Source organism: Flavobacterium sp. UGB4466, from assembly GCF_903469665.1.
GTDB classification, from domain to species: domain Bacteria; phylum Bacteroidota; class Bacteroidia; order Flavobacteriales; family Flavobacteriaceae; genus Flavobacterium; species Flavobacterium lipolyticum.
Map to the genome: position 1 here is coordinate 9,092 of NZ_CAGKLC010000015.1, position 25,951 is coordinate 35,042.

Sequence of the window (25,951 nt, forward strand, 5' to 3'; positions counted from 1 at the left end):
CATTGCTATAAATATGTCGTTCCTTCGGAACTCTTGAACGTGTTGTATGATTTTTTCAACGGATCGAAATCCGTTGCTATAAATATGTCGTTCCTTCGGAACTCTTGAACGTGTTGTATGATTTTTTCAACGGATCGAAATCCATTGCTGTAAATAGGTCGTTCCTTCGGAACTCTTAAACACAACTCGCAACTCATAACCCATAATTCATAACTCATAACTTCCTACTTATTATCCGTCTTTCAAAAGTAAATTCTGCTCCTTTCTTAACCTTTCAACTAATGAATTAAGATAGGTTTTTGTTTTTAGAGGAAGTAAATTCCAGGTTGAATCTTTTTTAAAACTTCTGCAATAATCCAGATCGCATTCTACGGCACGAATTGCATATTTTTTGTTTTGGTAGATCGTAATAATTTTAACGCGCCTTATCTCGTTGTATTCCGTTCTCGTACCGTAAACAATCACCGGATCGATAAGCCCATCTCCGTCAAGATCGGTGGTGCTGCAGTATTTTGTCCAAAAAGAGATAGTAGTTTCTTTAGGATCACTGTCTTCTAGTAAATCATTAATCCTCCATTTTTCAAGAAAACCGCCATGATCATTCAGCGTATAAATGGCCTGTATCTTCGTGTTTAAGGTGTCTTTTTTTGAAATCGTTTTTTGATTTTCGCAGAGAAGTAATTCATACACACCGCTTTTATCAGAACACTCGACTGCTTTGTAGATTGGAAATTCCGAAACACCGACAAGTTCTCTTTGAGCGATTTCTTTTTGGGTGAGTTTATGACTTTCTGTTTTTTGCGCAAAACCAAATGTGGTATAAAAAAAGATGCAGAATAAAATAGAGCTTTTCATAAATAGTGTGATGTTTTATAGAACCAAAGATATTTAAAAGCTTTTGAGATCAGATCAATTTATATTTTTTAAAAAGCATATTTTGTTGTATTTTTCGAATCTGAAAGTATTGGTAAATCGATTTAGTAGAGTGCCAAATGCTGTTTTTAAGTAAAAAGTAATGATTAAAAGAAAACTAATGAATAGAATAAATTGTAAAAATTTTGTTTTTGGATTATCCTTTTTAATATTCGGTTATACCGCTAATGCTCAGAAAAAAACAATTGAGAAACGAGATTTGATTCAGTATGTTGATCCTATGATTGGTACCGCCAAAATGGGCCATACCTATCCGGGAGCAACAGTTCCGTTTGGAAGTGTACAGTTAAGTCCTGAAACCGATACAATTGCCTACAGTACAAATGGAAAATACAATGGAGAGGTTTACAAGTATTGTGCCGGATATCAATACGAAGATAAAACGATCGTAGGTTTTAGTCATACGCATTTTAGCGGAACTGGACATTCTGATTTGGGCGACTTTTTAATTATGCCTACAACCGGAAAGCTACAGCTAAATCCCGGTGTTGCTTCAAAACCATTGTCCGGTTATCGATCGGCATTTTCTCATACTACCGAAAAAGCAGAGCCCGCTTACTACAGTGTACTTTTGGAAGATCATAAGATCAAAGCCGAACTTACGGCGACAACCCGCGTAGGAATGCATCAATATACCTTTCCAAAATCCGAGGATGCACATATCATTTTAGATTTGACTTCGGGAATTTACAATTACGATAAAAAGAATGTATGGACTTTTGTTCGGGTAGAAAACGATACTTTGATTACCGGATATCGTCAGACCAACGGCTGGGCACGAACCAGAACCGTATATTTTGCGATGAGTTTTAGTAAACCTATTAAAAATTACGGACAGGCTCCAGTGGAGAAAAGTGTGTACAGAGGCTTTTGGGGAAGATTTGATCAAACCAAAAACTTTCCTGAAATGGCGGGTCAGAATTTAAAATTGTTCTTTGATTTTGACACGGAAGAAGGAGAGAAAATTAAAATCAAAATGGCTCTGTCTCCTGTGAGTTCTGCCGGGGCAGTTGAGAACATGAAAAAAGAAGTTCCGGGTTGGGATTTCGAAAAAGTAAAAAAACAAAGCCAGGAAGTCTGGAATAACGAGTTGAACAAAATTCAGGTAGAAACCCTTCAGAAAGAAGATTTAGTGAATTTTTATACTGCCATGTACCATGCCTTTTTAGGTCCTACAGAATACATCGATTTAGACGGGAACTACAAAGGTTTGGATATGAACGTACATAAAGCCGAAAACTTTAAAAATTATACCAGTTACTCCTTATGGGATACTTATCGCGCTTTGCATCCATTATTCAATATAGTACAGCCTTCCCGAAATTCGGATATGATCAGTTCTATGTTGGCGCACTCCGATCAAAGTGTGCACAAGATGCTGCCAATTTGGTCGCATTATGCCAATGAAAACTGGTGCATGATCGGGTATCATTCCGTTTCTGTAATTGCCGATGCCATTGTAAAAGGCAATATCAATTTCGATCCTGAAAAAGCACTTGAAGCTTGTGTGAAAACCGCAAAAGTGCCTTATTATGACGGATTGGAATATTATATGACAAAAGGTTATGTTCCGGAAGATAAAAATGGTGCTTCGGTTTCAAAAACACTCGAATATGCTTATGATGACTGGGCGATTGCACAGGCTGCAAAGAAATTAGGTAAAACGGAAATCTATAATGAATTTATCTCAAGATCTAAAAATTATAAAAACGTTTACGATGCGCAAACGGGGTTCATGCGTCCGAAGTTAAATGACGGAACTTTCAAGAAAGAATTTGATCCGTTAGATACACATGGTCAGGGGTTCATTGAAGGAAATTCGTGGAATTACAGTTTGTATGTTCCGCAGGATCCTGCTGATATGATTCAAATGATGGGAGGAAATGAAAAATTTAAAGTTCGATTGGATTCCTTATTCAACATGCATTTGCCGGATAAATATTTTGAAAACACGGAAGACATCACCAGAGATGGAATCATTGGGAATTATGTTCATGGAAACGAACCTTCGCACCATGTCGTTTATTTATACAACTGGACCAATTCACCGTGGAAAGCTCAGGACAAAATTAGAATGATCCTTAAAAAAATGTACCGAAACGGAGCTGACGGTTTAGGAGGAAATGATGATTTTGGACAAATGAGTGCCTGGTATATTTTTAGCAGTTTAGGTTTTTACCCTGTAGCACCGGGTTCTGACGAATATGCATTAGGAAGCCCGTTAGTGAAAAAGGCTACTTTTAATTTGGAAAGCGGAAAGAAATTCGAAGTAGAAACCATCAATCAATCCGATAAAAATGTGTTTGTGAGCAAGGTAATTTTGAATGGAAAACAATTAGATAAGCCTTTTCTGAAACATGCTGATGTGGTAAACGGAGGCAAGATCACATTTTATATGAGCGCTAAACCGAATAAGAGTTATTAGTTATGAGTTATGAGTTGTATTGATTAACATTGTCTGGCTGAGCGAAGTCGAAGCCTGACTTACCAAAAAAAAGAACTTGAAAAAGTGTAAGGTTTAAATTTGAGAAAATTTGTGTAATTAATAGCGAAACAACAAAAAACTTCCCGAAATTTGCACTTTAAATAAAAGTAAACATGAAGATAAATCTAAAATCAGGAATTGAAAAATTGCTTTTCGGAATGAAGCAGAACGATGTTACAGCTGCTTTAGGAAAGCCTGATAAAAATTATAAAGATGAAGATGACAATGTGATTTTTGTATACAATGCACAAAAGATCAGATTGACGTTTTATCAGGAAGAAGACTTGAAATTAGGTTATTTAGTAGCTTCAAGCAGCGATTTGGAAGTTTTTGGATTCAAATTAATCGGAAGAAAAATTGCTGATGTAAAGAAAGATTTAGCAACAAAAGGAATTACAAAATACAATCAGGAAACTTTTGATACTTTCGAGAATTACTTTAATGAAGACAACTGGTTCATCCTTCAAACAGAATTTGACGAAGTAGTGAAGTTTGAAGTCGGTGCGATCATTAACGATAAAGATGAATTTGACTGGAAATTTCCAGTAAAGAAGAAGTAGTTAAAAAGATTTATAACCTAAAGGGTAAACAGGTGTCACACTGAGCGATGTTACCGTTTTAGTCTGTTAGATCAAATAATAATTATAAAAAAAACCGACAATCTCTTGTCGGTTTTTTTTGTGTTTGAGTCGAAAAGAACTATCCTTTCAACCATGCATTTTTTAGTTTTTCTTTGGAAGCGTCTGTTGCTTTAAAAGTCTCTTTTTCTTCAAACGGAATTTTTACAGTTCCTTTGATCGTTTGCTCAACACCGGCACGTTTTATTTTAATCGTAATTGGATCATTTTCCTTCCAGTTATCACTTTCACCAATCAAATCATAAATGTTGTCGAAATTGTATGCTTTATCGTTTACGGCAAGAATGATATCGCCTCCTTTAAGATTTAAATTAGTAAAAAACACATTCAAGTCGATATTAGAACGAATATTTATGGCTTTTGTAGCTTTGTCAACTCCAATATAAGGTGCTTGACCTTTAATGAAAACTGGTGCCGGAGCTTTTTCAGAAGCTTTGGCCACGCCAACTTTTGCTAAATAAAAGTCATATGGAATAGGAGTGGTTCCTGCCACATATTTGTTTAAGAATTCACCAACCTCAGGATAAGTCAATTCAGTTACTTTAGCAAAAAGTTCGTTATCGTTAAATGGTTTTTCAATACCATATTCATTCGATAATTTGTGCATTAAATCCAGAATTCCTCTTTCTCCATTGCTTTTTTCTCTGATGATGATGTCAATACACATTCCAATTAAAGCTCCTTTTTGATATACATTTAAGTATTGATCTTTATATGGCTGATCCAGTACATTTTTACTCATTACGGTAAATGACATGGTATCGTTTAAGCCTTTTGCGTGTTCGATTTTATCAGCAATACGGGTGTAAAATTCAGATTCGTTAATTAGGCCCTGATTGATTTGAAACAGGTTAGCAAAATATTCTGTTACTCCTTCGTACATCCATAAATGCTCCGACATTTTTGGGGCATTGTAATCAAAAAACTGAATTTCTTTAGAGTGAATGGTTAACGGAGTTACGATGTGAAAAAATTCATGCGAAACTACATCTTTCATTGATTCTACCAGTTTTTCTTTAGGCATAGATTCCGGTAAAACAACTGTTGTAGCGGTTGGATGTTCCAATGCTCCAAAACCGTGGGCATCATCCTTAGCCATACTTGACAGATACAAAAGAACAGTATACTTTTTGTTAGCATTTACTTTGCCTAAAAAGTTTTTCTGCGCTGTCATCATCGTCTTCATTTCAGGAGTGATGCTTTCGGCTGTAAACTTTCCGGTTGGAGAATAAACGGCGATTAAAATATCCATTCCATTTACGTTGAAAGTCGTATAATCAGGTTTAGAGTACATGATCGGATTTTCGACTAAAACAGCATAGCGGGAAGTGGTAAAAACGTCACTTGTTTTGCTTGCATCTTCGTCTGTCATTGAAGTGGCTCCCCAAAGTGTTTCAGGATGTGTTACTGTAACTTTATACGGAATTTCTAGTTTATCCTGAAAGTAACCTACAAAACCGTGTGTGTTAACTAAGAAATTAACGCCCGCATTGATATTTGTTCCGGCAGGAGAAAATACGTCATCATTTCCAAATCCCGTTCCTTTTTCAGTATCAAAAGTATCTCCTACCCAATAGGTTACTTTTTTTAATTTTTTTGCATCTGAAATAGACCAGGAGTTGTCATCAATTCTTTTTACCGTTAATTCATTTCCTTTGGCATCAAAGGCTTTAAAATCACCTGAAAATTTACCGTAATTATCTGTAGAATAAGTTCCCGGAACCGTTTTTGGGATGCTGTAAATTACTTCGTCAGTTTTTATTTGCGGAGGGGTTACCGTTACCAGAACTTTGTCGTCTTTTACATCAACAAGATTAATGTTTACGTCTACAACATTGTTTTTTGCGGTACTGGAGGAACTCCCGGTTTTACAGCTCCAAAGTGTAACTGCCAGAGCTAGGGTGTAAAGTATTTTTTTCATTTCTTCATATTTGGTTATTGCTATTTGACTCGCAAAAGGTAAAAAAGTTACATTTCGGTTAAAAATAAAAAAAAACTCCTGGATTTCAGGAGTTCTATCTTAATCTAGTTTGTTTTTTATATAATATTTGCCATCCAAATCTTCGTCAAAATCATCTATTTTAACTGGCTTTGGTTTTGGTTTATTTGCAATGGCCTTTTTTTTCCACATCTCAAATTTCTCAAGGGGCATTTTCTTCTTCATGATTTCCAGAATTTCTTTTTCTGCCAATCCAAATTCCTTTTTTATGATTTCAAATGGATTTTTTTCTTCTAAGGCTAACGAAACAATTTTTTCAGTTTGTTCCCAATTCAATTCTTTGCGGTTACTCTTTTTCATCACGTGAAAATTAATTCAAAATAGAGGTTAATGATTAATAGATTGATTTTCAATTTAAGTATCAATATTAATAAAAAAAATAATTAGTTGGTTCGATGAATGCTGTTTTTTTTAATGATTTTAACTGTTTTTTGCTGATCTCGATTTTTGAAACGGTATTTTTAATAGATTTTTCAAATTGTTGTTTTCTTCAACAGCCATGTGGGTATCTACGCCATAGATTATTTTGTCTTTGGGTAAAGTGGTGAAAGTACCAAACAGACGATCCCAAACCGAAAAAATGTTGCCATAATTACTGTCTGTATACGGCAGAACGTAATGATGATGTACTTTGTGCATATTGGGAGAAACGATAAAATAACTCAGTAAAGTGTCTAGTTTTTGAGGCAATGATATATTGGCATGAGTAAACTGCGTAGAAATAACAGACAAGGTTTGGTATAGAAAAACCATCCACATTGGGCTTCCGATGATTAAAACCCCAAGGGTTGTAAAGATAAATCGGATGATGCTTTCGCCGGGGTGATGCCGATTTGCAGATGTAGTGTCAATCCAGGTATCGGTGTGATGTACAAGATGAAAACGCCATAAAAATTTGAACCTGTGCTGTACATAATGAGGAGTATACGCACCAATTAAATCCAACAAGAGCAAACCGATGATGGTGTAAAGCCAAAGTGGTAAAGCAGGTAACCATTGCAGCAGTCCAAAGTGGTTTTCAACGGTCCAGTTTACAGTTTTAATTAAAATAAAAGCCAAAACAAAATTGACAATTATGGTAGTGAAAGTCAGGAAAAAATTGATTCCGGCATGCTGCCATTTTCGATAGTGCATCTGGAAAAGAGGAAAGGTATTTTCGATCATCCAAAAAAAGGTAATTCCTCCAACCAGAATTAAGCTTCTGTGTGAAGACGGAATTGTACTGAAATAGGCAATAATATCATTCATAAGGTTGTATTAGAGTGATACAAAATAAGGGGGATTCAGATTGTTGAAGCATACGAATAAATGTAAGTTCTTCCGAAAAAAGAAAAGAGAAAACCGAATAGAAGTATATTTGATTTTCTCTTTTATGATAGTTATAAGCAAAGATTTATGCTTTCTTGATTAAGCTGATAATGAACAGTAAAACCCAGGCTCCTCCAACAGCAATTATAATTTGCCAAAGAAGTCCGCCACCACCGATACCTAATTTACCGGCAATCCAGCCACCAATAATACCGCCAACAATTCCTACGACGATATTACCCAATAATCCAAAACCTGCACCTTTCCAGATCTGACCTGCAAGCCATCCTGATATGGCACCAATAAGTAAAAAATATAAAAATTCCATATGATAATTTTTTGAGGTTAAAGAGAGTTGATTAAGCTTCGGCGTGATTTTGCAGTAAGGTTTTATAAATGAAACCTGCTACAATAGCACCCAGAATCGGAGCTGCCCAAAACAGCCAGACTTGAGAAAGCGGCTCTCCACCAACAAAAATGGCCTGAGATAATGATCTTGCAGGATTTACAGAAGTATTGGTAATTGGAATACTGATTAGGTGTATTAAGGTTAGAGCAAAACCAATTGCAACACCCGCAAATCTTCCGTTGGCAAATTTATCTGTAGCTCCTAAAATTACTAATAAGAAAAACAATGTTAGTACAAACTCAGCGATAAAAGCAGATTGCAAGGAATATCCGTCAGGGGAGAAGGCTCCAAAACCATTAGAAGCAAAAGCTCCCGCTTTGGTATTATCAATGGCAAAACCTGCTTTTCCTGATGCAATGGTGAATAAAGTTCCTGCGGCTGCAAGAGCACCAACGCATTGTGCAACTATGTAAGGAATTAAGTCTTTTGCAGGAAATCTGCCGCCTGCCCATAAACCAAATGAAACAGCCGGATTAAAGTGGCCTCCTGAAATATGTCCTACGGCATAAGCCATTGTAAGTACGGTTAAACCAAAAGCCAGTGCAACACCTGCAAATCCGATTCCTAAGTCAGGAATTCCGGCTGCGAAAATTGCGCTTCCGCAACCTCCAAAAACCAGCCAAAAAGTTCCAAAAAACTCTGCAAATAATTTTTTCATAATAAATAGTTTTAATTAATAGTTGATTGTTAAAAAGTATATTGGTATGCCCAAAAAATCAAGACAATCTGAATGGGCAAGCGTAGAAACAAAATCCACTTGGGTAAACCAAAACTTGCTTTTTTATTCTGATACATATAAAGATTGGAAGGGAATACAGCAATTAAAGTAGCTATAATTCCCCATGCACCAAAATGAGAGGTAACAGGAATCAGGAGGAGTATGCCGAAGATAACTTCGGCAACACCACTTAAAATATTTATTAATTTAGGATTTGAAAAAAATGAAGGAATGATCTTTAAGTACATTCCCGGTTTTCTGAAATGATTTAATCCGGCAATAATATAGAGCGAAGCCATTAAATACAAATGCCAGGGTAAATTCATGATAAATAGGATTGTTTATCACGAATTTATAAAAAAATTAACAATTATTGCACTACAAGAGGCTTTTTTTTAGAGTGTTTCTAAATTAACTGTTCTTGCGTTTGAAATTTACATTCATAATAACAATGGCTAAAATGATTAGAATAATTCCAATCCATTGTGAAAGAATTACTTCTTCATTTAATAAAACGTAGGCCATGGTTACCGAAACTGGCAGTTCAAGGGCAGAAACAATACTTCCAAGACCAATTCCTGTTAATGGAAATCCAAGATTCATTAACATCGGAGGAATAATAGTTCCGAATAAAGCCAATACAATTCCCCATTTTGCAAAAATAGCAAGATTAAAAGGAGTAACCTGTGTCGCCAAGGCAAATGAAAATACGATAATGGCACCTCCAAACAGCATGTACAAACTACGTTGTGCCGACGAGATTTCTGTCGCAACGCGATTAGCGGTAAACATAGTAGTGGTAAAAGAAGCAGCGGCTAACATTCCCCAAACAAGTCCTCTCCAGTCCAGTTCGATTTCGTTGTGTAAAATATTAGTGGCTAAAACAGTACCTATAAGAACGATAAATACCGAAAAGACCTTTTGCTTGGAAGGTAATTTCTTTTCTAAGATCATTTCGAGTAAAACTCCTATCCAGACTGTTTGCATTAGTAAAACGATACCAATTGAAACAGGGATATATTTTACAGCCAAATAATAAAACAAACTCGTCATTCCTAATGAAGTACCGGCAAGCATTAAGCTGAATATGTTTTTTGGAGTTGCTTTCACAACATTGTTTTTATGTTTTAGTTTTTGGAACGTATTGATTAGTAAAATACCAATGATTCCTAATACAAATTGAGAGGTAGTTACTTCGGCAGTAGTATATCCTTCTGTGTAGGCCATTTTTACGAAAGTGGCTAACATTCCATAAGTTGTAGCTCCTAAGGCTACTAAAAATACTCCTTTTAATACATTGTTTTGTGACATCTTAATCTGTTTATTTTAAAAAATTTAAGCCGGCAAAGGTAAGCTATTTTGTTTAGGATTTAATAGAAAATATTCAGAAACGTTGTGATTGTGTTTATTTCGTTCTTTTCGTGAGGTTTAAAATTGAAGATTTGACAGGATGGTATAAAATAAAAAACCACCACAAAATATATCGTGGTGGTTGATTTTAAGTCCGGTAAGGTACTTTGAATTACTTTACTGGCTGCTCTTTATAAGTTTCGATTTCAAAGATTAAAGTGGCGTTTGGCGGAATTACACCTCCGGCACCTTTTTCTCCGTAAGCTAGATTAGAAGGAAGGAAGAATATAGCTTTTTCTCCATCTGTCATCATGTCTAAAGCTTCAATAAAACCAGGAATCATTCCGTCTTTTTTGCCTACAACAAAAGGGAATGCTTTGTATCCTTTTTGGGCATCACGGTTGGCATCGTATTTACCATAAGCTTTCGCTACGGTAGAGATACTACTGTCAAAAAGATTTCCATCTTCAAAATATCCTGCATAGTGAAAGTAAATGTTAGATCCGTCAGCTCCTTTAACGCCTGTTCCTTTTTGTGTAACGACATATTTTAAACCGGAAGCTGTTGCAGTAGCTTTCGCTTTTGTAGCGGCAAAATAAGCTGCTTTTTCAGTAATCACTTTTTGAGATTCTGCTTTTTTTACATCTTGTTTTTTTGCATCTTCCGCAAGTACTTTTACAGCATCAAATTTTTTGGCTGCAGCACCTTTGCGTGTAATGGTAATTTTAGTCATAATATCGTCCTGAACAATTTTATTAACATTGTCCATTCCCGAAACTACATGCCCAAAAATAGTATGTTTACCGTTTAACCACGGTGTATCTTTATGTGTGATGAAAAACTGACTTCCGTTTGTAGCAGGACCTGAATTCGCCATTGCTAAAACTCCGCCCTTTTCAAATTTCAATTCTGGTACAAATTCGTCTTTAAATGCATATCCGGGACCTCCTGTACCATTTCCGTCAGGATCTCCACCCTGAATCATGAAATCATTGATTACTCGGTGAAATTTCAATCCGTCGTAAAAGGGTTTACCTTTAAGTTTTTCCACTTTAACGTTTGGGTTCGTGCCTTCTGCCAACGAGATAAAGTTAGCCACAGTTACCGGTGTTTTTACATATTCTAAAGAAACTACAATATCTCCTTTTGTGGTGGCTATTGTAGCAAAAATGCCTTCGCCAGGATTGGTTTTAGGGGCTATTTTTGCTGCTGTAGCTGCTGTTTTTGGCTTTGGTTTGGCTACTGGTTTTTTGGTAGCCTGAGCCTGAATATTTACAACTGCCAGGCAAAATAAAAATAGAAATTTAAACTTCATGATGTTCCGAATTTAAGTCTATAATGTTTTTTAAAAATGAATTATTGAGGTTTTTCTAATAATTGAATTTCGAAAATAATATTAGCATTTGGAGGAATTACTCCGCCGGCACCGGTTGCTCCGTAAGCCAGATGTGCAGGAATAAAAAGTACTGCTTTGTCTCCAAAAGAAAGTTGCTCAATTCCTTCAATAAAACCGGGAATCATTCCGTCTTTACGGCCTGCCTGGAAAGGAATTGGCTGGTATCCGTGTGCTTCGGCTCTTGCAGCATCAAATTTTCCGAAAGCTTTATTAACTTCTTCTACGCTTGAATCAAATAAAGTACCGTCTTCTAAAAAGCCCGAATAATTGATGTACAACTGAGCTCCTGTAGCTGGTTTTTTACCTGTTCCTTTTTCAGTGATTACAAATTCTAGCCCTGAATTGGTTTTAGTCGCTTTAGGTTTAATAGAGGCTAAATACGCTACTTTTTCTTTTTGTACACCAGCGTATTTCCCTTTTTCCTTAGCAATTTCAGAGAAATAATCGTGAAATACTTTTATGGCATCAAACTTTTTGGCAGCTTCACCGTTTCGGATAATTTTTACCGAAACAATTTTGTCGTCTTGTTTGATCTGATTTACCACTTCCTGTCCTTTTTCAACCACATGACCAAAAATAGTGTGTTTTCCGTCTAACCATGGAGTCTCAACATGTGTGATGAAGAACTGACTGCTGTTTGTAGCCGGACCATTGTTTGCCATTGCTAAAACACCAGCTTTGTCAAATTTTAAATCGGTGATCTCATCTTTAAATCGGTATCCTGCATCACCAGAACCAGTTCCTTCAGGATCTCCGGTCTGAATCATAAAATTTTCAATAACTCTGTGAAATTTCAATCCGTCGTAAAAAGGTTTTCCTTTTAGGTAATCTTTAGTAACAAACTCGCTTTTACCTTCGGCTAAAGTTACAAAATTAGCTACTGTAACAGGTGCTTTTTTATAATCCAATTCAACAATAATGTGTCCTTTATTGGTTTCAATATCCGCATATAAACCATCAGGCAGGTTGCTGTGTTCGTCTTTACAAGAGAATAATGAACTAACGGCAAGTAATACTAGTAGAATACTTTTTTTCATTTTTAAAAGGTTGTTTTTATGGGTTTAAGGTATCTTTTTTAGCTTGGGTTACAGTTTTAGGAGCTGTTGTTTTAGGGGTTTGTGTAGCTGTAGTTGTTGGATTAGCAGCTGGATCCGGTACAAAGTTACGAAGTGTAACAGTACACATTAAGGATTGATTGGGGCCTATTTTTTTATTGTCTCCATGATATCCGTAGGCGATATGCGAAGGGAATAAGAAAGTCACGGTTTCGTTTTTATGCATCATTTTTATACCGTCACGCAATCCCATCATAATGTCTTGCTTGTCTACATAATAGGTTTGCGGACCCAGATCGGCTTCAGAATAGATTATTTTGCCATTGATATCTTTTATTTCCAGATTAAAATAAGCGATATCTCCTTTTTTAGGAGTCTGAAGATCAGTTTCATTTCGTTCGTCATAATACAGCCAGTATCCTTTTCGGGTGGCATAGTATTTTGTTTTCGGATTGCTTTTGATTATTTTTTTGATAACATCCTCTTCATTGGCTACTAATTTTTTATTTCGATCGGCTGATTTTTTCATAAAAGTACCGGAGGCCTGAGAAATAGGTCTTCTGGCATCTTCATGTTGTTTACAGCTAACCAATAAAACAGCAAAAAGTAGGGCGCAACTGCTTCGTTTTAAGTAGTTCATATTTGGGTTATATTTCTAGTTTGTTTACTAAATCTTCAAATTTTTTCAAAGTTTCTTCCATTGAGGTCTCTGATTTTCCTCCCGCTGCATTACTGTGTCCGCCGCCATTAAAATGATCTCTTGCAAACTGGTTTACATCAAATCCTCCTTGTGAACGGAAAGAGATTTTAATGATTTTTTCGTCTTTATTTTCGATAAAAATAGCAGTAAAAACAATACCTTTTATACTTAATCCGTAATTAACAATACCTTCTGTGTCGCCTTTTACATAATGGAATGCGTCCAGTTCGTCCTGAGTAAGCGAAGTATAAGAGGTTTTGTGTTCTTCCAGAACTTTCATGTTTTGTAACGCACGTCCTAACAATTGCAAACGGCTGTAAGAACTGTTGTCAAACAACAAAACGGGTATCTGAGTATTTTCGACACCTAAATCGATTAGTTCAGCAATGATACGGTGTGTATTTCCTGTTGTTCCCGGAAAGCGGAACGAGCCGGAATCCGTTAATATTCCTGTGTAGATACAAGTGGCGATGGTTTTGTCTAAATCTTCTTTTTTGCCTAAGAAAGAAATAAAATTATAGACCATTTCACAGGTAGATCCAAACGAAGTGTCAGAGTACGTATAAAGTGCATAATCATCCGGTTTCTGATGATGGTCAATCATAATAAACGGAGCGGTTAGCTTCACAAGAGTATGTTCCATCTCACCTGTACGATGAAAAGCATTAAAATCCAGTGTAAAAATAAGCTCAGCTTCTTCTAATATTTTGGTACAGTTTTCAGTATCTTTTTCAAATATTTTAACCGTTTCAGAACCTGGAAGCCAGGCTAAAAAGTTAGGAAAATCATTAGGAGCAATTACTGTTGGCTGATGATTGTTTTTTAACAAAAAATGGTATAACCCTAAGGTTGAACCCATAGCATCACCGTCAGGTCCTCTATGAGGAATGATGGCAATTTTCTTTGGGGTTGCGAGTAATAACTGTATCGCTTGAATGTCTTGTATTTTCATAGTGTGCGAATTTACATTTTTTTAATGTAATGCTGAAATCATTTTTTATAAGTTAATTGTGCTGAGTTCAAAGTCCAAAGTCCAAAGTCGAAAGCCTAAAGCTTATAGCTTATAGCGTACTAGAGGTTTTCCAGTTCTTTTCGCTGTAGTCTCTGATACAACTTATACTTAGCTCCTTTTATAATTTGTGATTTGTAAATTCCAACAGAACCGGAGGAGAAATAAGCTATAAGGCAGGCAATAGCGATGAATAATCCGGGTTGAACTCCAAAAAGTTCCATTCCCATGATGGTACAGGCAATAGGAGTGTGTGTGGCTCCTGAAAACACTGCTACAAATCCTAAACCCGCTAAAAAAGCAATGGGTAATGGAATCACCAGAGACAAAGCACTCCCTAAAGTAGCCCCTACAAAGAACAATGGAGTTACTTCGCCACCTTTAAATCCTGCTCCGAGAGTAAATCCGGTGAATAGAATTTTAAGCAGGAAATCGTACCACGGATTAGCATTTGTAAAAGAATCGACAATTACCGGAACTCCCAGTCCGGAGAATTTTGTGAGTCCGAAACCTGCAAGGACAATAGACAAAACAATTCCGCCAATAAAAGGACGTAAGGGGGGATATTTGATGTTTTTGGAGAAAAGCGAACCCCAGAAATGGGTGCTTCTCGAGAAAAGCAGAGCCGCAAAACCGGATAAGAGACCAATTAAAATTACATAACATAAAGTGGTTAGGCTAATTTCAGGAACAACCGGAATGTTGTAATGGGTATGTTTTACCTGCCAGAATTCAACGGTGAAATAAGCAGCATAGGCAACCAAAAAAGAGAGAAGGATGCTTTTGATATTAATTTGACTGAAATACAAAACCTCCAAGGCAAAAATGGCACCTGCAAGCGGAGTCCCAAAAACAGAAGCGAAACCGGCACTGATGCCGAGGATAATGAGGACTCTGCGTTCGGTATTATCTAAATTGAAAAGTTTAGTAAATTGATCGGCGATAGCACCGCCCATTTGTACTGCTGTGCCTTCACGTCCTGCAGAACCTCCAAATAAATGCGTCAGTAAGGTTCCTAAAAGCACGAGAGGAGCCATTTTAAAAGGAATGACTTTTTTTGGGGTTTCGTATTCTTCGAGTAATAAATTATTGCCTTTTACAACAGATTCTCCCCAATAATGATAACTAAATCCAACAAGTAATCCGCCAAGAGGTAAAAGCCAGATTAGCCAGTCGTGCTGAATTCTAAATTGCGTAACCCATTCCAGTGAAAGTAAGAAAAATGCAGAAGCAGATCCGGACAAAACACCTATTAGAACACAAATGAGAATCCATTTGAAAATAGTAAGCAGTGTTTTTTTTAGGTTTTGAAAAGCCATTAATAAACTAAGTTTTTTAGCCACGAATTCAAGAATAAAACGAATTTTAATTGAGACAAAAATAATCTTTTTTAATCCTTAATCTGTGGCTAAATAAAAATCGTGAATTCGGGACTAAAAAATTATTGTACAACAGCTGTAAATTCAATTTCAACTAGATATTCAGGAGCAACCAGTTTACTGATTTCATAGAACCCTGTTGTTGGTTTTACATCTTTAAAAAAGGAGGAATGCGCTCTTGCTACCTCTTCGAAAGTCGAAATATCAGTAGTAAAAATTCGCGTTCTGATCACATCTTTCATTCCAACATTTAAATCTTCTAAAACTTTTTCAACACGTTCCAGGATGTTGTAAGTTTGTGCATAAGCATCATTAGCTTTTATTTTTTCACCATCAACAATAGCTACAGTTCCTGAAACTTCAATGATGTTGCCAATTCTTACAGCACGGCAATATCCCATTTTGTCTTCCCAAGGAGATCCTGTTAAGATGTTTTCTCTTTTCATTTCTTTTGGTTTATTGAATTTACTTCTTTGTTTTTAAGGTAAATTCGGATTGGTTAATAGAGTCGCAATTTATAAAATATGCAATGAAAAAGAGTACGATTGAATTGAAATCATTTCGGAATTCCTTCTTTTTTGTGATATTTTAAAGCGTCAAATTGTTTTTTACTCGATTTGATGCTGTTCGTAAAGACGAAGTTTATTTTGGGTAGCAGTAAGGTTTTGCTGAAGCTCTTCTATTTTGCCTAATAGATTTGCAATGACATCCAAGCCTTCGAGATTAATTTTCAAATCATAATGTAGGCGTATCATTTTTTCAACAGTTGGCAATTGTTCCGGTTGGAAATATTCGTCCTCTTCAAGTAGTATAATTTTGACTAAACCGTAATTATGCAACTCCGTTATAAAGGTGTTCTCAATTTCGTGATACACACAAAATTGTTTGATATGGATTAAGTTTTTATTGCTCATGATTTCTTAGTTTAGCTAGTTCTTCAAATAATTCTTTTTCTTTGGCAGACAGTTGGGTTGGAATTTTTATAGTGTAGGTAATGTATAAATCACCAAACTGATTCTCTTTTTTGTATACCGGAAAGCCTTTGCCTTTTAATTTTACTTTAGTTCCGGGCTGAGTTTCGGCTGGGACTTTTATTTTTACTTTTCCGTCAAAAGTCTTTACAAAAATTTCTCCTCCTAAAATAGCGGTGTATAAATCCAGTTCAACATCGGCATATAAATTATGGCCTTCCCGCTTAAAATCGGAATCATTATCAATTAAGAAAGTGATGTATAAATCGCCATTTGGACCACCATTTGCACCGGGTGCACCATGATTTGGAATTTTGATAATCTGTCCGTTTTCGACTCCGGCCGGAATGGTGATTCGGATATTTTTTCCGTTAACACTTAGATTCTGTTTGTGAGTCGTGTAAGCGGATGCTAAATCTAACTGTAATTCGGCATTAAAATCCTGACCTCTGTATTTTGCCTGACCTCTGGAGCTTCTTCCTGAAGAACCGTACATAGAATTGAAGAAATCAGAGAAATCACTTTCGGAAAAGTTTTCGCCACCAAAATCAGTGTAGCCTTGATTGCCTTGTTGTTGTCGGGAATATTGCTGTTGGTTAGGATCGTAACCTGCTTTTTCAAATTCATCGGCATGTTTCCAGTCTTTCCCGTATTTGTCGTATTTTTTACGATTCTCGGGATTGCTTAAGACTTCGTTGGCCTCATTTATTTCTTTGAATTTTCTTTCCGCTTCCTTGTCATTGGGGTTTAAATCAGGATGGTATTTTCGTGCCAGTTTTCGATATGCCTTTTTGATTTCAGCTTCAGTTGCAGACTTTGTGATTTCTAATACTTTGTAATAATCAATATAATCCATGGATTGAAAATTTAATAAATTAGCTATTTTATCAGGTATTTATAAAGAGATAAGAGTATGTTTTATAAGTGTCATTGTTTTTAACACATAGAGACATAGATTTTCTTTCTGAAAAAAAGACGTTCCATTTTAAATAAAACGCAGAGCCCCATGGGAAAGAAATAGATTTCTCTCAGACATTTTTTCCTGCGCATAAAAAATTATGTTTTCATGTGTTGATTTTTTTTGCAGAAGGTGATCTTTAGTGCTGCTTTTAAAAAGATTGAAGTTAGGAATAAGTTGCTAATTATCAAAACGATGTTTTTCGAATATTAAAAAAATAACATTTACATAGTTTCAGAAGCCCTCGATTGATTTGGAATTTGAAGTTTTAAAATTGAAATTAATCTCATCAGATTTGCAGTTTTTGGCAGGTTTTTTGATTCCAAAAAAAGGCATAATATAGTGTTATAAAAGTCTTAAAGTTGTAGTGCTTAACTATATTATGCTATTTTTGTGATTCCAGATCCTGATTTTAAAGCAAATATAAAAGCCGATTCGATAATACTTTTTCAATGAAACACATTTTATTCTTCATATTATTTTTTACTGCTGTTACCGTATCGGCACAAAAGGAATTTGGAACTAAATTCAAGCCTATTGCGGCACCTAAATTTGGAGCAAAACCCAAAAAGACTCCAATTCCGGAAATAAAAGATCCTCAGGGTGAAAATCTGGATATGCCAGGAATTAAAACGCCTAATGTTTTTGATAATACCAGTATTACTCCAAAATCTCAATTTCAGATTGGGGCAGAGAAAAGTAAGTTCACCATGTCTACCGAAACTGATTTTGCCAATCCGGGAGATCGTTACGTGCCTAAAATGGAGAAAGATTTAGACAAAGCTTTAAGAGATGCGGGTTTGAAAGAAGGACGCGGAACGTTGATAAAAAGAAATATCTCTTTGGGAGATTTTAGAACAAAATCGCAATATTTCATCATAAAATTAAGAGACTTTGGAGCCATTGATGGCGATTTGGTCAAAGTTTCATCAAATGATGCCGTAATCGCCAGTCAGATACTACTGGGGCCCAATTTTAAAGAAGTAAAAATAAACCTCGCAGCAGGGTTTAATAAATTAGATTTTGAAGCTTTAAATATTGGTACATTGGGCGGAAACACTGCAGAAATCCAAGTCTATGATGATAAAGGACAATTAGTAACCAATGATTACTGGGATAACCTTGCCGCTGGATTTAAGGCTTCGATTGTTGTGACAAAAGAATAGCTTTTTAAGGTGCTAAGAGGCTGAGATGCTAAGGTTCTAAGTTTTTCAAAAAATGATAATTAGTGATCATTGGGATAACCTTGCAATAGTTTTTTTTAAGATACTAAGGGGCTGAGATGCTAAGGTTCTAAGTTTTTTAATATATGATAATTACATGAATATTGGGGTAACCTTACTACAGTTTTTTAAGATACTAAGGGGCTGAGATGCTAAGGTTCTAAGTTTTTTAATATATGATGACTACGTGATCATTGGGATAACCTTGCCGCTGGATTTAAGGCTTCGATTGTTGTGACGAAAGAGTGATTTTTTTAAGATACTAAGGGGCTGAGATGTTAAGGTTCTAAGTTTCCTAAAAAGTGGTAACTGCTTGATTATTGGGTGAGCATGTGATAGTTTTTTTGAGGTGTTAGGAGATCAAAAAAACAAAGGCTCTAAGTCTTTCGAAAAAAAACTTAGAACCTTAGTGTCTCATTATCTCACTTATCTCATTATCTCAGTATCTCAGTATCTCAGTATCTCAGAACCTTTCCTAGAACGGATCCGCAGTCACTCTAAACTTCATTTCTGCTTTTACGGTTACATCTTTAGTAAGTGTTTCTTTCAAAGTAACTTTTGTTCTGATTTTGTATTTATCTGCTTTAATGTACTGGTCCAGTCTTGCATCGGTACAAATCAAATCGATGCTGTTGGCAGAGGAATTGATGTTATCCTGATACGCAAGTTCGATTTCATCAGAATCTGTCGTAGAGATATACAAATGAACCGATTTTAAAAACGTAAAGGTTTTATCGGTTGGATTTGTGATCATTAGTTTAAGGGATTTCAGTTTAACATCTTTTACTAAACTGGCTTTGGTTTTGTTGTTCTCAAACTCGGCAGAAGAATTTGTAGTGACATCGGGAGTGATAATTTCCGAAGGCAGATTGATAGGAGAAGTACTCTTTATCTGAATAGAAGTTTCGTTTGAAATCGTAAAAGTCAATAAATTATCGACAGCATCACAAGAGCTTAAAAACAAAGACAAAAAGAGAGAAAGGGCAATTAATTTTGATTTCATAGTTAAATTTTAATTTGGGTTTTTCGTTACATACGAAATAAATTGGTTTTTGGATTTTTTGTGCTGAGATTCTAAGATACTAAGGTTCTGAGGTACTAAGTTGTAAAGATGTTGAGTTTTTATTTTTATGGTAAAAATGAGCCTTAGAATCTTAGTAACTCAGCACCTTAGAACCTTTAAAGAAAAAAAAATCAAAATTCCATTTTTCAAATTCGAATATAAAAAGTACTTTTGCGCATGCAACACAACGTACTTATTTTAGATTTCGGATCGCAATATACTCAGCTTATTGCGCGTAGAGTTCGCGAATTAAATATATTCTGCGAAATTTTTCCTTACAATCACTTTCCTAGTGATTTATCACCTTATAAAGCCGTAATTTTAGGAGGAAGTCCTTTTTCTGTTCGTGCAGAAGATGCTCCACATCCTGATTTATCTCAAATTCGAGGCAAGCTTCCAATGTTAGCAGTTTGTTACGGAGCACAATACTTAGCTCATTTTAGTGGAGGTGAAGTAGCAGCTTCGAACACCAGAGAATATGGAAGAGCTAATTTGTCTTATATTAAAGAGAATGAAGTTTTCTTCAACGGAGTTTCTGAAAACAGCCAGGTTTGGATGAGCCATAGTGATAGTATCAAAGCTTTACCAACTAATGCTGTAAAATTAGCAAGCACACATGATGTAGAATTTGCTGCTTATAAAATTGAAGGTGAAACTACTTATGCTATTCAGTACCATCCTGAAGTTTTTCATTCTACTGAAGGATCAAAAATGCTGAAAAACTTTTTAGTAGATATTGCTGATGTTCCTCAAAACTTTACACCAGGAGCTTTCGTAGAAGAAATGGTAGCGGAGTTAAAAGAGAAATTAGGAAATGATAAAGTGGTTTTAGGATTGTCAGGAGGAGTAGATTCTACTGTTGCGGCAGTGCTATTAAACAAAGCAATTGGACAAAATTTATATTGCGTTTTTGTTAATAATGGACTTTTGCGTAAAAACGAATTCGAAAATGTATTGGATCAATACAAAGGAATGGGATTGAACGTAAAAGGAGTAGATGCAGGCGATCGTTTTCTGTCAGAATTAGCAGGAATCAGTGATCCTGAAACCAAACGTAAAACAATTGGACGTGTATTTATCGAAGTTTTTGATGATGAATCACACCTAATCGAAGATGTAAAATGGCTGGCACAGGGAACTATTTATCCTGATGTAATTGAGTCAGTTTCGGTAAAAGGACCATCGGCAACGATCAAGTCGCACCATAACGTAGGTGGATTGCCGGATTATATGAAATTACAGATTGTAGAGCCGCTTCGAATGCTGTTCAAAGACGAAGTTCGAAGAGTAGGAGCTACTTTAGGAATAGATCCTGAGTTATTAGGAAGACACCCTTTCCCGGGACCAGGATTATCAATTAGAATTTTAGGAGACATTACTCCGGAAAAAGTTCAGATTTTACAAGATGTGGATGCCGTTTTTATTGACGGATTAAAATCTTGGGGATTGTATGATAAAGTTTGGCAGGCAGGAGCAATCTTGCTTCCGGTAAACAGTGTTGGTGTAATGGGCGATGAGCGTACTTACGAAAAAGTAGTAGCGCTTAGAGCTGTAGAATCAACAGATGGTATGACGGCAGACTGGGTTCATTTACCGTATGATTTCTTAATGAAAGTGTCTAACGATATTATCAATAAAGTAAAAGGCGTGAATCGTGTGGTTTACGATATCAGCTCAAAACCACCAGCAACAATTGAGTGGGAATAGTACTATTTTTTAAAATTAAGGCGTTACATTTGTAACGCCTTAATTTTTTAAACCTACTATTTATGAGAGAATTTTTAACGATTTCTCTTGTGTTTGTTTTGTCTTTTAACAAAATAACTGCGCAAGATTCAATTATTGAGCATCGGATTCAAAAGGGGGAAACTGCTTACTTTATTGCCCAAAAGTACAAGGTTTCGGTAGAAGAAATTTACAAACTCAACCCCGAATCACAAAACGGAATCAAGGACGATCAGCTGATCAAGATTCCTGTCCGTTCCTCTGAAAAACCAAATTCCAGTCAGCAGATTACTCATACTGTTGGCGCAAAAGAAACTCTTTTTGGTTTAGCAAAACAGTATAACATTTCGGTGGAAGTTCTTCAGAATGCCAATCAGGCGATTCTTTCCAACGGACTTCAGATTGGTCAGCAACTAATTATTCCGCAAGGTTCCGGAGACCTTTCTCAAAATGAAAGTACAATTTCTTCAAAAGTCAGCCATCAGGTTGTGGCAAAAGAATCCTTGTTTAGTATTGCGAGACAGTATAATGTTTCGGTTTTGGATTTGGAAAACGGGAATAAAAATATTCTTCAAAATGGATTACAAGTTGGACAGACTATTGCGATTCCGAATAAACGAAAAACTTTAGACGGACGAGTTCGTGTCATCAATCAGGAAACTGTTTTTCATGTGGTCGAGCCTAAAGAAACGAAGTTTTCGATCGCTAAAAAATATGGAATTTCGATTGATCAGCTGGAATCGCAGAATCCTGAAATCGTAAACGGACTGATTGTTGGAAATAAGCTGGCCATTAATACAAAAGGTGTAAAGCCAACAAATGAAAGCGAAGAACTGATGATTGCTCTGGCCGAAAAACAGGTAGTGGTGGAAAAAACAAAAGCCAAAACAGTGGAATTGGAAGATTTGAAAGACCGTTTGGTTGTTCAGAAAGAAATGAATCAGAAAATTATAAAAATTAATGATTTGAAAATCAATCTGAATGATATGAATGGCTCAAAAGAAAATTCAGTTGAAAAATTGCGATTGGTACTGGAAGCGAATAAAAATGTGCAGGATGTTTTAATGGCGAAACTGGATTCGCTGGTTCGTACTATGAATGATGATCTGGTCGATTTGAAAAGATTAGATATTTTAAATGTTGACGAATCAAAAAGACTGGAAAAACAGTCTTACGAAAGTATTGGAAAAACGAATGAATTATCGTCTCAGTTAAAAAAAGAGTTGGCAGAAAACCGAAAAGTATATGCCGGTTTAATGCATAAAGTCGAAAAAATCGCTGTAGCCGAAAACCAGGAGTACAAGAAAAAAATCCGCGAAAGCGAAAAAAATAATAATCCGGTTTCCTTACAGCAACGTCTTTCACTTGAAGAAATAAAGCAGTACAAAATAGAGCAGGAGCAGGGTGATGCAAAGAATCAGCTCTTGATTGCCAAAATTGACTCACTGGATAATCAGAAGAAGATCGAAGTGAAGAGACATATTAGTAAAGCATCTTACTATAGCATGGAAGCCCGAAATTTTGATGATAAAGTGGCCTTGCTGAAATTGAAAAAGTATCAGGATCAGGCGATTAAAAATCAGAAAAAAAACGGATTCATTGGCGATTCAAAAATGATCTCATCGGAAGAAATGAAACAGGAGTTAAAGGAAAATCCGCTTAAAAGGGACAAAACGATAAAGGTGGAAGTTTTTGATAATCTTCGCGGAGTTTCAAACGGCTATTACTTAGTTTTAGGTATATTTACAGACGCAACGCTAAGGGATAAGCTTATTATGAAACTCATTGATTCCGGCGATTTTAACGCCAGTTTCTTTTTTAATATTAATAGTCTTTCGTACTATGTGTACTCCGATAAGTACCAAAACATGGAAGAAGCACTATATCAATGCAAGAAAAAAGAGGAAGATGAGTTATATAAAGAGGTGAGTATTGCTAAGGTCGAGATTGATCTTAGAGAATAAGCAATGCAGAAAAACAAGTGGCAGGGATTTTGTTTTACAGAGAATTTTGTAACTTGTTTTTGAATTAGGAATTAAATTGTTTTAAGCTTTATTATGAAATATTATTCAACATTATTGTCTCTGATTTTTTTTGCAACCAGTTCCGCATTTTCACAAGAAAAGGTGGTGAAGTACACGGTTTCAAGCGGAGAAACTATTAACCAGATTGCTGTTAAATTTAAGGTTACGCCTTATGATATTTATTCTCTGAATCCGGATGCCAGAAATGGAGTTAAACCCAATACCGTTTTATTAATTCCGACAAGCGGTGCTAAAACAGCAGTTAAAAATGATGTTGCTCCGGTGAAAAGTTCAAATTCAGGAAAAACAATTACGCATGAAGTACAGCCAAAAGAAACTTTGTTTGGCATTGAGAAAAAATATAATGTTACGGATGAAGCTTTAAAAGCAGCTAATCCTTTTTTGGTGAAAGACGGTTTGCAGATTGGACAAACTCTTGAAATCCCGTCAAAAGGAAGTGCGGTGAAAACAACTGTTGCAACTTCAGCGAAACCGAAGTCGGCAGCACCGGAAAAGTATGTTTACCATGATGTGGTGGCAAAAGAAACTAAGTTTTCAATTGCAAAACAATATGGAATGACTGTTGACGAATTAGAAAAACGAAATCCTCCAATTGTTTCGAACTTACCGGTAGGGTATCGTCTGACAATAAAAGGAACTGCCCCTAAAGCAGAAACTTCTGCTCCGCCTGTGACTGCTGTTGTAAAACCGGCTGAAGCAAAAAAAGCAGTGGAAACTTCGAAAAAAGCAACTTCTTATATGGAGTATCAGGTGAAACCAAAAGAAACTTTTTATAGTTTAACGCATACTTTCCATATTACTCAGGAAGAATTAACGGCCTTAAATCCGGCACTTTCTGAAGGTGTAAAAGAGGGAATGGTTTTAAAAGTTCCGGCAGGATATGTGGCACCAACACCAATTATCGTACACCAACAGCCTGCTGAAAAAGAAGTTGAAAAAACGATTGAAAAGACCATTGAAAAGCCAATTGAAAAGCCAATTGAAAATACAGGAGGAATTAAAGTGGTAGATAAAGTGAAATCCGAAACTGTTTCCGCGAATCCGGAAGTGGTGGAACTGACTAAAAAAAGAGGGGAGAACGATCGTAAAAAACTGGTTTTATTATTGCCATTCAATTTAGCGAAAATGCAGGGGGATACGATCAGTGCTGCCAGTCGAATTAAGAGTGATAAATTTTTGAATATGACGCTTGATTTTTATTCGGGAGCTTTGATGGCAATCGATTCGGCAAGAACTTTAAAACTGCCAATTGATGTTGCCATTTATGATTCTCAGGAAACGAAAAATAGTTCCAATGTTTCAGGTTTAATGGCTCAAAATAAATTACAGGATGCCAATGCCGTAGTGGGACCTTTCTATCAAAGTAATGCCGAATCTACGGCCAATACATTGCGTTTGTATAATATTCCTGTGATTTCTCCATTATCAAAAGACAAAGCTAACCCAATTGATAATTTGTATCAAACGATCCCATCAAACGACGTGGTGCGAAATGCCGTTTTTGATTATATGAGAGGGAAGAATGGAAACATCGTTGCGGTGGTAGACAAAAAGAAAGAATCAGTGATCAGTTACATCAAACAAAACCAAAAAGGAATTGTGTTTGCTAATCTGACTGAAACCGGAGCTCTGGATGTGGCCAATTTAAAAAGTTTGTTATTGCCTAACAGAATGAACTATGTAGTTATGGAATCGGCCAATACAGCAATGGTTAGAACGACTATAAAAGCTTTGACAGATGCTCAAAAAACCTGTCAGATACAGTTGGTAGTTTTAGAGCCAAACAATACACTGGATTCGGATGAGATTAGTTTTGATAGTTTAATTAAGTTGAAATTGATGTATCCGTCGGTTACCCGTGATAGTGACGAAGCTTCTGTTTTGATTTTCGAAAAAGAGTACCGATTGAAAAATAAAGTAAATCCAAATACCTATGCTACAAGAGGATTTGATGTTACTTTTGATACTATGATGCGTTTGGTTCAGGGAAAAACCTATCAGGAAACAGCCGACTTAATGACAACAGAACAGGTTGATAATAAATTTCAATTTTACAAAAAAGAAGATGGAGGACACGCAAACAAAGGTGTTTACATCTTATATTACGATAATGATCTAACTTTAAAAGTAGCAAATTAATGACATCAAAAGTAACCTATTTAGGCGATTTAAGAACAAAATCAATCCATGTGCAATCCGGAAGTGAAATCATTTCGGATGCCCCGGTAGACAATAACGGAAAAGGAGAAGCTTTTTCTCCCACAGATACGGTTGCCAATGCTTTAGCAAGTTGTATGATGACGATTATGGGGATAAAAGCCCGTGATCTTAATGTAAATTTAGTTGATTCAACTGCCGAAGTAACGAAGATTATGAACGCAGAACCGAGACGTATAGGAGCGATTGAAATCGCTTTTGAAATGAAAGGGGATGCCGATGAGAAAAGCAAAACCATTCTGGAACGCGCTGCAATGACCTGTCCGGTTTTTTTAAGTCTGAACCCTGAAATTGAAAAGAAAATTACTTTTAACTGGAAGTAATCTGAAATTTAAAAGACCATTAATTACATTGCCCCCAAAAAAGTGAA

General features: G+C 36.0%; 24 protein-coding genes. 7 read left to right on the forward strand and 17 right to left on the reverse strand.

Features of this window, described 5'->3' with window-relative positions:
• Positions 1 to 231: 231 nt before the first annotated feature.
• The gene (locus JO950_RS06285; RefSeq protein ID WP_202701870.1) at positions 232 to 855 is read right to left on the reverse strand and encodes a M949_RS01915 family surface polysaccharide biosynthesis protein; all 624 of its coding nucleotides are present in this window, start codon (positions 853 to 855) and stop codon (positions 232 to 234) included.
• 178 nt (positions 856 to 1,033) lie between these two features.
• Between JO950_RS06285 and JO950_RS06290 the strand changes: the two genes are divergently transcribed.
• Complete coding sequence (locus JO950_RS06290) at positions 1,034 to 3,358, forward strand: GH92 family glycosyl hydrolase (protein ID WP_202701871.1); 2,325 nt, start codon at positions 1,034 to 1,036, stop codon at positions 3,356 to 3,358.
• A 173-nt stretch (positions 3,359 to 3,531) separates the two neighbouring features.
• Complete coding sequence (locus tag JO950_RS06295; protein WP_202701872.1) at positions 3,532 to 3,978, forward strand: hypothetical protein; 447 nt, start codon at positions 3,532 to 3,534, stop codon at positions 3,976 to 3,978.
• Between the two features lie 139 nt (positions 3,979 to 4,117).
• On the opposite strand, the gene JO950_RS06300 is transcribed toward JO950_RS06295, so the two are convergent.
• The 15 genes from JO950_RS06300 to JO950_RS06370 form a co-directional block, all read right to left on the reverse strand.
• Positions 4,118 to 5,977 (reverse strand): peptidase M61, encoded by a 1,860-nt coding sequence (locus JO950_RS06300; RefSeq protein WP_202701873.1) that lies wholly within the window; start codon positions 5,975 to 5,977, stop codon positions 4,118 to 4,120.
• Positions 5,978 to 6,076: 99 nt separating this feature from the next.
• Positions 6,077 to 6,355 carry a DUF2805 domain-containing protein gene (locus tag JO950_RS06305; RefSeq protein ID WP_017497301.1) on the reverse strand — a complete coding sequence of 93 codons (279 nt, stop codon included), beginning with the start codon at positions 6,353 to 6,355 and terminating at the stop codon, positions 6,077 to 6,079.
• 120 nt (positions 6,356 to 6,475) lie between these two features.
• Positions 6,476 to 7,303: a sterol desaturase family protein gene (locus JO950_RS06310; RefSeq protein WP_202701874.1), complete on the reverse strand. Its 828-nt coding sequence runs from the start codon at positions 7,301 to 7,303 to the stop codon at positions 6,476 to 6,478.
• A gap of 145 nt (positions 7,304 to 7,448) precedes the next feature.
• Positions 7,449 to 7,691 (reverse strand): GlsB/YeaQ/YmgE family stress response membrane protein, encoded by a 243-nt coding sequence (locus JO950_RS06315; RefSeq protein WP_017497303.1) that lies wholly within the window; start codon positions 7,689 to 7,691, stop codon positions 7,449 to 7,451.
• Between the two features lie 31 nt (positions 7,692 to 7,722).
• Complete coding sequence (gene aqpZ / locus JO950_RS06320) at positions 7,723 to 8,430, reverse strand: aquaporin Z (RefSeq protein WP_070906880.1); 708 nt, start codon at positions 8,428 to 8,430, stop codon at positions 7,723 to 7,725.
• A gap of 29 nt (positions 8,431 to 8,459) precedes the next feature.
• On the reverse strand, positions 8,460 to 8,816 hold the full coding sequence (locus JO950_RS06325; RefSeq protein WP_202701875.1) for a DoxX family membrane protein: 357 nt from the start codon (positions 8,814 to 8,816) through the stop codon (positions 8,460 to 8,462).
• 85 nt (positions 8,817 to 8,901) lie between these two features.
• Entirely contained in the window at positions 8,902 to 9,801 is a 900-nt protein-coding gene (locus JO950_RS06330) for a DMT family transporter (RefSeq protein WP_202701876.1), read from the reverse strand.
• Between the two features lie 211 nt (positions 9,802 to 10,012).
• Complete coding sequence (locus JO950_RS06335) at positions 10,013 to 11,155, reverse strand: peptidylprolyl isomerase (protein ID WP_202701877.1); 1,143 nt, start codon at positions 11,153 to 11,155, stop codon at positions 10,013 to 10,015.
• A gap of 41 nt (positions 11,156 to 11,196) precedes the next feature.
• Complete coding sequence (locus JO950_RS06340; protein WP_017497308.1) at positions 11,197 to 12,273, reverse strand: peptidylprolyl isomerase; 1,077 nt, start codon at positions 12,271 to 12,273, stop codon at positions 11,197 to 11,199.
• Between the two features lie 16 nt (positions 12,274 to 12,289).
• Positions 12,290 to 12,931 carry a gliding motility-associated peptidyl-prolyl isomerase GldI gene (gene gldI / locus JO950_RS06345; protein WP_202701878.1) on the reverse strand — a complete coding sequence of 214 codons (642 nt, stop codon included), beginning with the start codon at positions 12,929 to 12,931 and terminating at the stop codon, positions 12,290 to 12,292.
• A gap of 7 nt (positions 12,932 to 12,938) precedes the next feature.
• The gene (locus JO950_RS06350; RefSeq protein WP_202701879.1) at positions 12,939 to 13,943 is read right to left on the reverse strand and encodes a bifunctional oligoribonuclease/PAP phosphatase NrnA; all 1,005 of its coding nucleotides are present in this window, start codon (positions 13,941 to 13,943) and stop codon (positions 12,939 to 12,941) included.
• 119 nt (positions 13,944 to 14,062) lie between these two features.
• On the reverse strand, positions 14,063 to 15,319 hold the full coding sequence (locus JO950_RS06355) for a voltage-gated chloride channel family protein (RefSeq protein ID WP_202701880.1): 1,257 nt from the start codon (positions 15,317 to 15,319) through the stop codon (positions 14,063 to 14,065).
• A gap of 122 nt (positions 15,320 to 15,441) precedes the next feature.
• Positions 15,442 to 15,825 (reverse strand): RidA family protein, encoded by a 384-nt coding sequence (locus JO950_RS06360; RefSeq protein ID WP_202701881.1) that lies wholly within the window; start codon positions 15,823 to 15,825, stop codon positions 15,442 to 15,444.
• A gap of 162 nt (positions 15,826 to 15,987) precedes the next feature.
• Positions 15,988 to 16,293, reverse strand: a complete 306-nt coding sequence (locus tag JO950_RS06365; RefSeq protein ID WP_202701882.1) for a chaperone modulator CbpM — start codon at positions 16,291 to 16,293, stop codon at positions 15,988 to 15,990.
• Entirely contained in the window at positions 16,283 to 17,206 is a 924-nt protein-coding gene (locus tag JO950_RS06370; protein WP_202701883.1) for a DnaJ C-terminal domain-containing protein, read from the reverse strand. Before JO950_RS06370 ends, JO950_RS06365 begins: the two co-directional genes overlap by 11 nt.
• 554 nt (positions 17,207 to 17,760) lie before the next feature.
• On the opposite strand from JO950_RS06370, the gene JO950_RS06375 reads away from it, so the two are divergent.
• Entirely contained in the window at positions 17,761 to 18,474 is a 714-nt protein-coding gene (locus tag JO950_RS06375; RefSeq protein ID WP_202701884.1) for a hypothetical protein, read from the forward strand.
• A 532-nt stretch (positions 18,475 to 19,006) separates the two neighbouring features.
• Here JO950_RS06375 and JO950_RS06380 read toward each other — a convergent pair.
• Positions 19,007 to 19,534 carry a hypothetical protein gene (locus JO950_RS06380; protein WP_202701885.1) on the reverse strand — a complete coding sequence of 176 codons (528 nt, stop codon included), beginning with the start codon at positions 19,532 to 19,534 and terminating at the stop codon, positions 19,007 to 19,009.
• Between the two features lie 237 nt (positions 19,535 to 19,771).
• On the opposite strand from JO950_RS06380, the gene guaA reads away from it, so the two are divergent.
• From guaA to JO950_RS06400, 4 genes are all read left to right on the forward strand, one after another.
• On the forward strand, positions 19,772 to 21,301 hold the full coding sequence (guaA, locus tag JO950_RS06385; RefSeq protein WP_202701886.1) for a glutamine-hydrolyzing GMP synthase: 1,530 nt from the start codon (positions 19,772 to 19,774) through the stop codon (positions 21,299 to 21,301).
• A gap of 62 nt (positions 21,302 to 21,363) precedes the next feature.
• Positions 21,364 to 23,283 carry a LysM peptidoglycan-binding domain-containing protein gene (locus JO950_RS06390; protein WP_202701887.1) on the forward strand — a complete coding sequence of 640 codons (1,920 nt, stop codon included), beginning with the start codon at positions 21,364 to 21,366 and terminating at the stop codon, positions 23,281 to 23,283.
• Between the two features lie 93 nt (positions 23,284 to 23,376).
• Positions 23,377 to 25,503, forward strand: coding sequence for a LysM peptidoglycan-binding domain-containing protein (locus JO950_RS06395; protein ID WP_202701888.1), 2,127 nt, complete (start codon positions 23,377 to 23,379; stop codon positions 25,501 to 25,503).
• Positions 25,503 to 25,904, forward strand: a complete 402-nt coding sequence (locus JO950_RS06400; RefSeq protein WP_017497321.1) for an OsmC family protein — start codon at positions 25,503 to 25,505, stop codon at positions 25,902 to 25,904. The genes JO950_RS06395 and JO950_RS06400 overlap by 1 nt, the downstream gene beginning before the upstream one ends.
• The last annotated feature ends 47 nt before the right edge of the window (positions 25,905 to 25,951 follow it).

What these genes read in the sequence shown, in the direction of transcription:
- JO950_RS06325 (WP_202701875.1), bottom strand. Translation starts at nt 8,816, where the DNA reads ATGAATTTACCCTGGCATTTGTATTTAATGGCTTCGCTCTATATTATT.
- JO950_RS06395 (WP_202701888.1), top strand. Translation starts at nt 23,377, where the DNA reads ATGAAATATTATTCAACATTATTGTCTCTGATTTTTTTTGCAACCAGT.
- JO950_RS06310 (WP_202701874.1), bottom strand. Translation starts at nt 7,303, where the DNA reads ATGAATGATATTATTGCCTATTTCAGTACAATTCCGTCTTCACACAGA.
- JO950_RS06300 (WP_202701873.1), bottom strand. Translation starts at nt 5,977, where the DNA reads ATGAAAAAAATACTTTACACCCTAGCTCTGGCAGTTACACTTTGGAGC.
- JO950_RS06360 (WP_202701881.1), bottom strand. Translation starts at nt 15,825, where the DNA reads ATGAAAAGAGAAAACATCTTAACAGGATCTCCTTGGGAAGACAAAATG.
- JO950_RS06390 (WP_202701887.1), top strand. Translation starts at nt 21,364, where the DNA reads ATGAGAGAATTTTTAACGATTTCTCTTGTGTTTGTTTTGTCTTTTAAC.
- JO950_RS06315 (WP_017497303.1), bottom strand. Translation starts at nt 7,691, where the DNA reads ATGGAATTTTTATATTTTTTACTTATTGGTGCCATATCAGGATGGCTT.
- aqpZ (WP_070906880.1), bottom strand. Translation starts at nt 8,430, where the DNA reads ATGAAAAAATTATTTGCAGAGTTTTTTGGAACTTTTTGGCTGGTTTTT.
- JO950_RS06375 (WP_202701884.1), top strand. Translation starts at nt 17,761, where the DNA reads ATGAAACACATTTTATTCTTCATATTATTTTTTACTGCTGTTACCGTA.
- JO950_RS06295 (WP_202701872.1), top strand. Translation starts at nt 3,532, where the DNA reads ATGAAGATAAATCTAAAATCAGGAATTGAAAAATTGCTTTTCGGAATG.
- JO950_RS06285 (WP_202701870.1), bottom strand. Translation starts at nt 855, where the DNA reads ATGAAAAGCTCTATTTTATTCTGCATCTTTTTTTATACCACATTTGGT.
- JO950_RS06380 (WP_202701885.1), bottom strand. Translation starts at nt 19,534, where the DNA reads ATGAAATCAAAATTAATTGCCCTTTCTCTCTTTTTGTCTTTGTTTTTA.
- JO950_RS06370 (WP_202701883.1), bottom strand. Translation starts at nt 17,206, where the DNA reads ATGGATTATATTGATTATTACAAAGTATTAGAAATCACAAAGTCTGCA.
- guaA (WP_202701886.1), top strand. Translation starts at nt 19,772, where the DNA reads ATGCAACACAACGTACTTATTTTAGATTTCGGATCGCAATATACTCAG.
- JO950_RS06290 (WP_202701871.1), top strand. Translation starts at nt 1,034, where the DNA reads ATGAATAGAATAAATTGTAAAAATTTTGTTTTTGGATTATCCTTTTTA.
- JO950_RS06350 (WP_202701879.1), bottom strand. Translation starts at nt 13,943, where the DNA reads ATGAAAATACAAGACATTCAAGCGATACAGTTATTACTCGCAACCCCA.
- JO950_RS06305 (WP_017497301.1), bottom strand. Translation starts at nt 6,355, where the DNA reads ATGAAAAAGAGTAACCGCAAAGAATTGAATTGGGAACAAACTGAAAAA.
- JO950_RS06340 (WP_017497308.1), bottom strand. Translation starts at nt 12,273, where the DNA reads ATGAAAAAAAGTATTCTACTAGTATTACTTGCCGTTAGTTCATTATTC.
- gldI (WP_202701878.1), bottom strand. Translation starts at nt 12,931, where the DNA reads ATGAACTACTTAAAACGAAGCAGTTGCGCCCTACTTTTTGCTGTTTTA.
- JO950_RS06330 (WP_202701876.1), bottom strand. Translation starts at nt 9,801, where the DNA reads ATGTCACAAAACAATGTATTAAAAGGAGTATTTTTAGTAGCCTTAGGA.
- JO950_RS06355 (WP_202701880.1), bottom strand. Translation starts at nt 15,319, where the DNA reads ATGGCTTTTCAAAACCTAAAAAAAACACTGCTTACTATTTTCAAATGG.
- JO950_RS06400 (WP_017497321.1), top strand. Translation starts at nt 25,503, where the DNA reads ATGACATCAAAAGTAACCTATTTAGGCGATTTAAGAACAAAATCAATC.
- JO950_RS06335 (WP_202701877.1), bottom strand. Translation starts at nt 11,155, where the DNA reads ATGAAGTTTAAATTTCTATTTTTATTTTGCCTGGCAGTTGTAAATATT.
- JO950_RS06365 (WP_202701882.1), bottom strand. Translation starts at nt 16,293, where the DNA reads ATGAGCAATAAAAACTTAATCCATATCAAACAATTTTGTGTGTATCAC.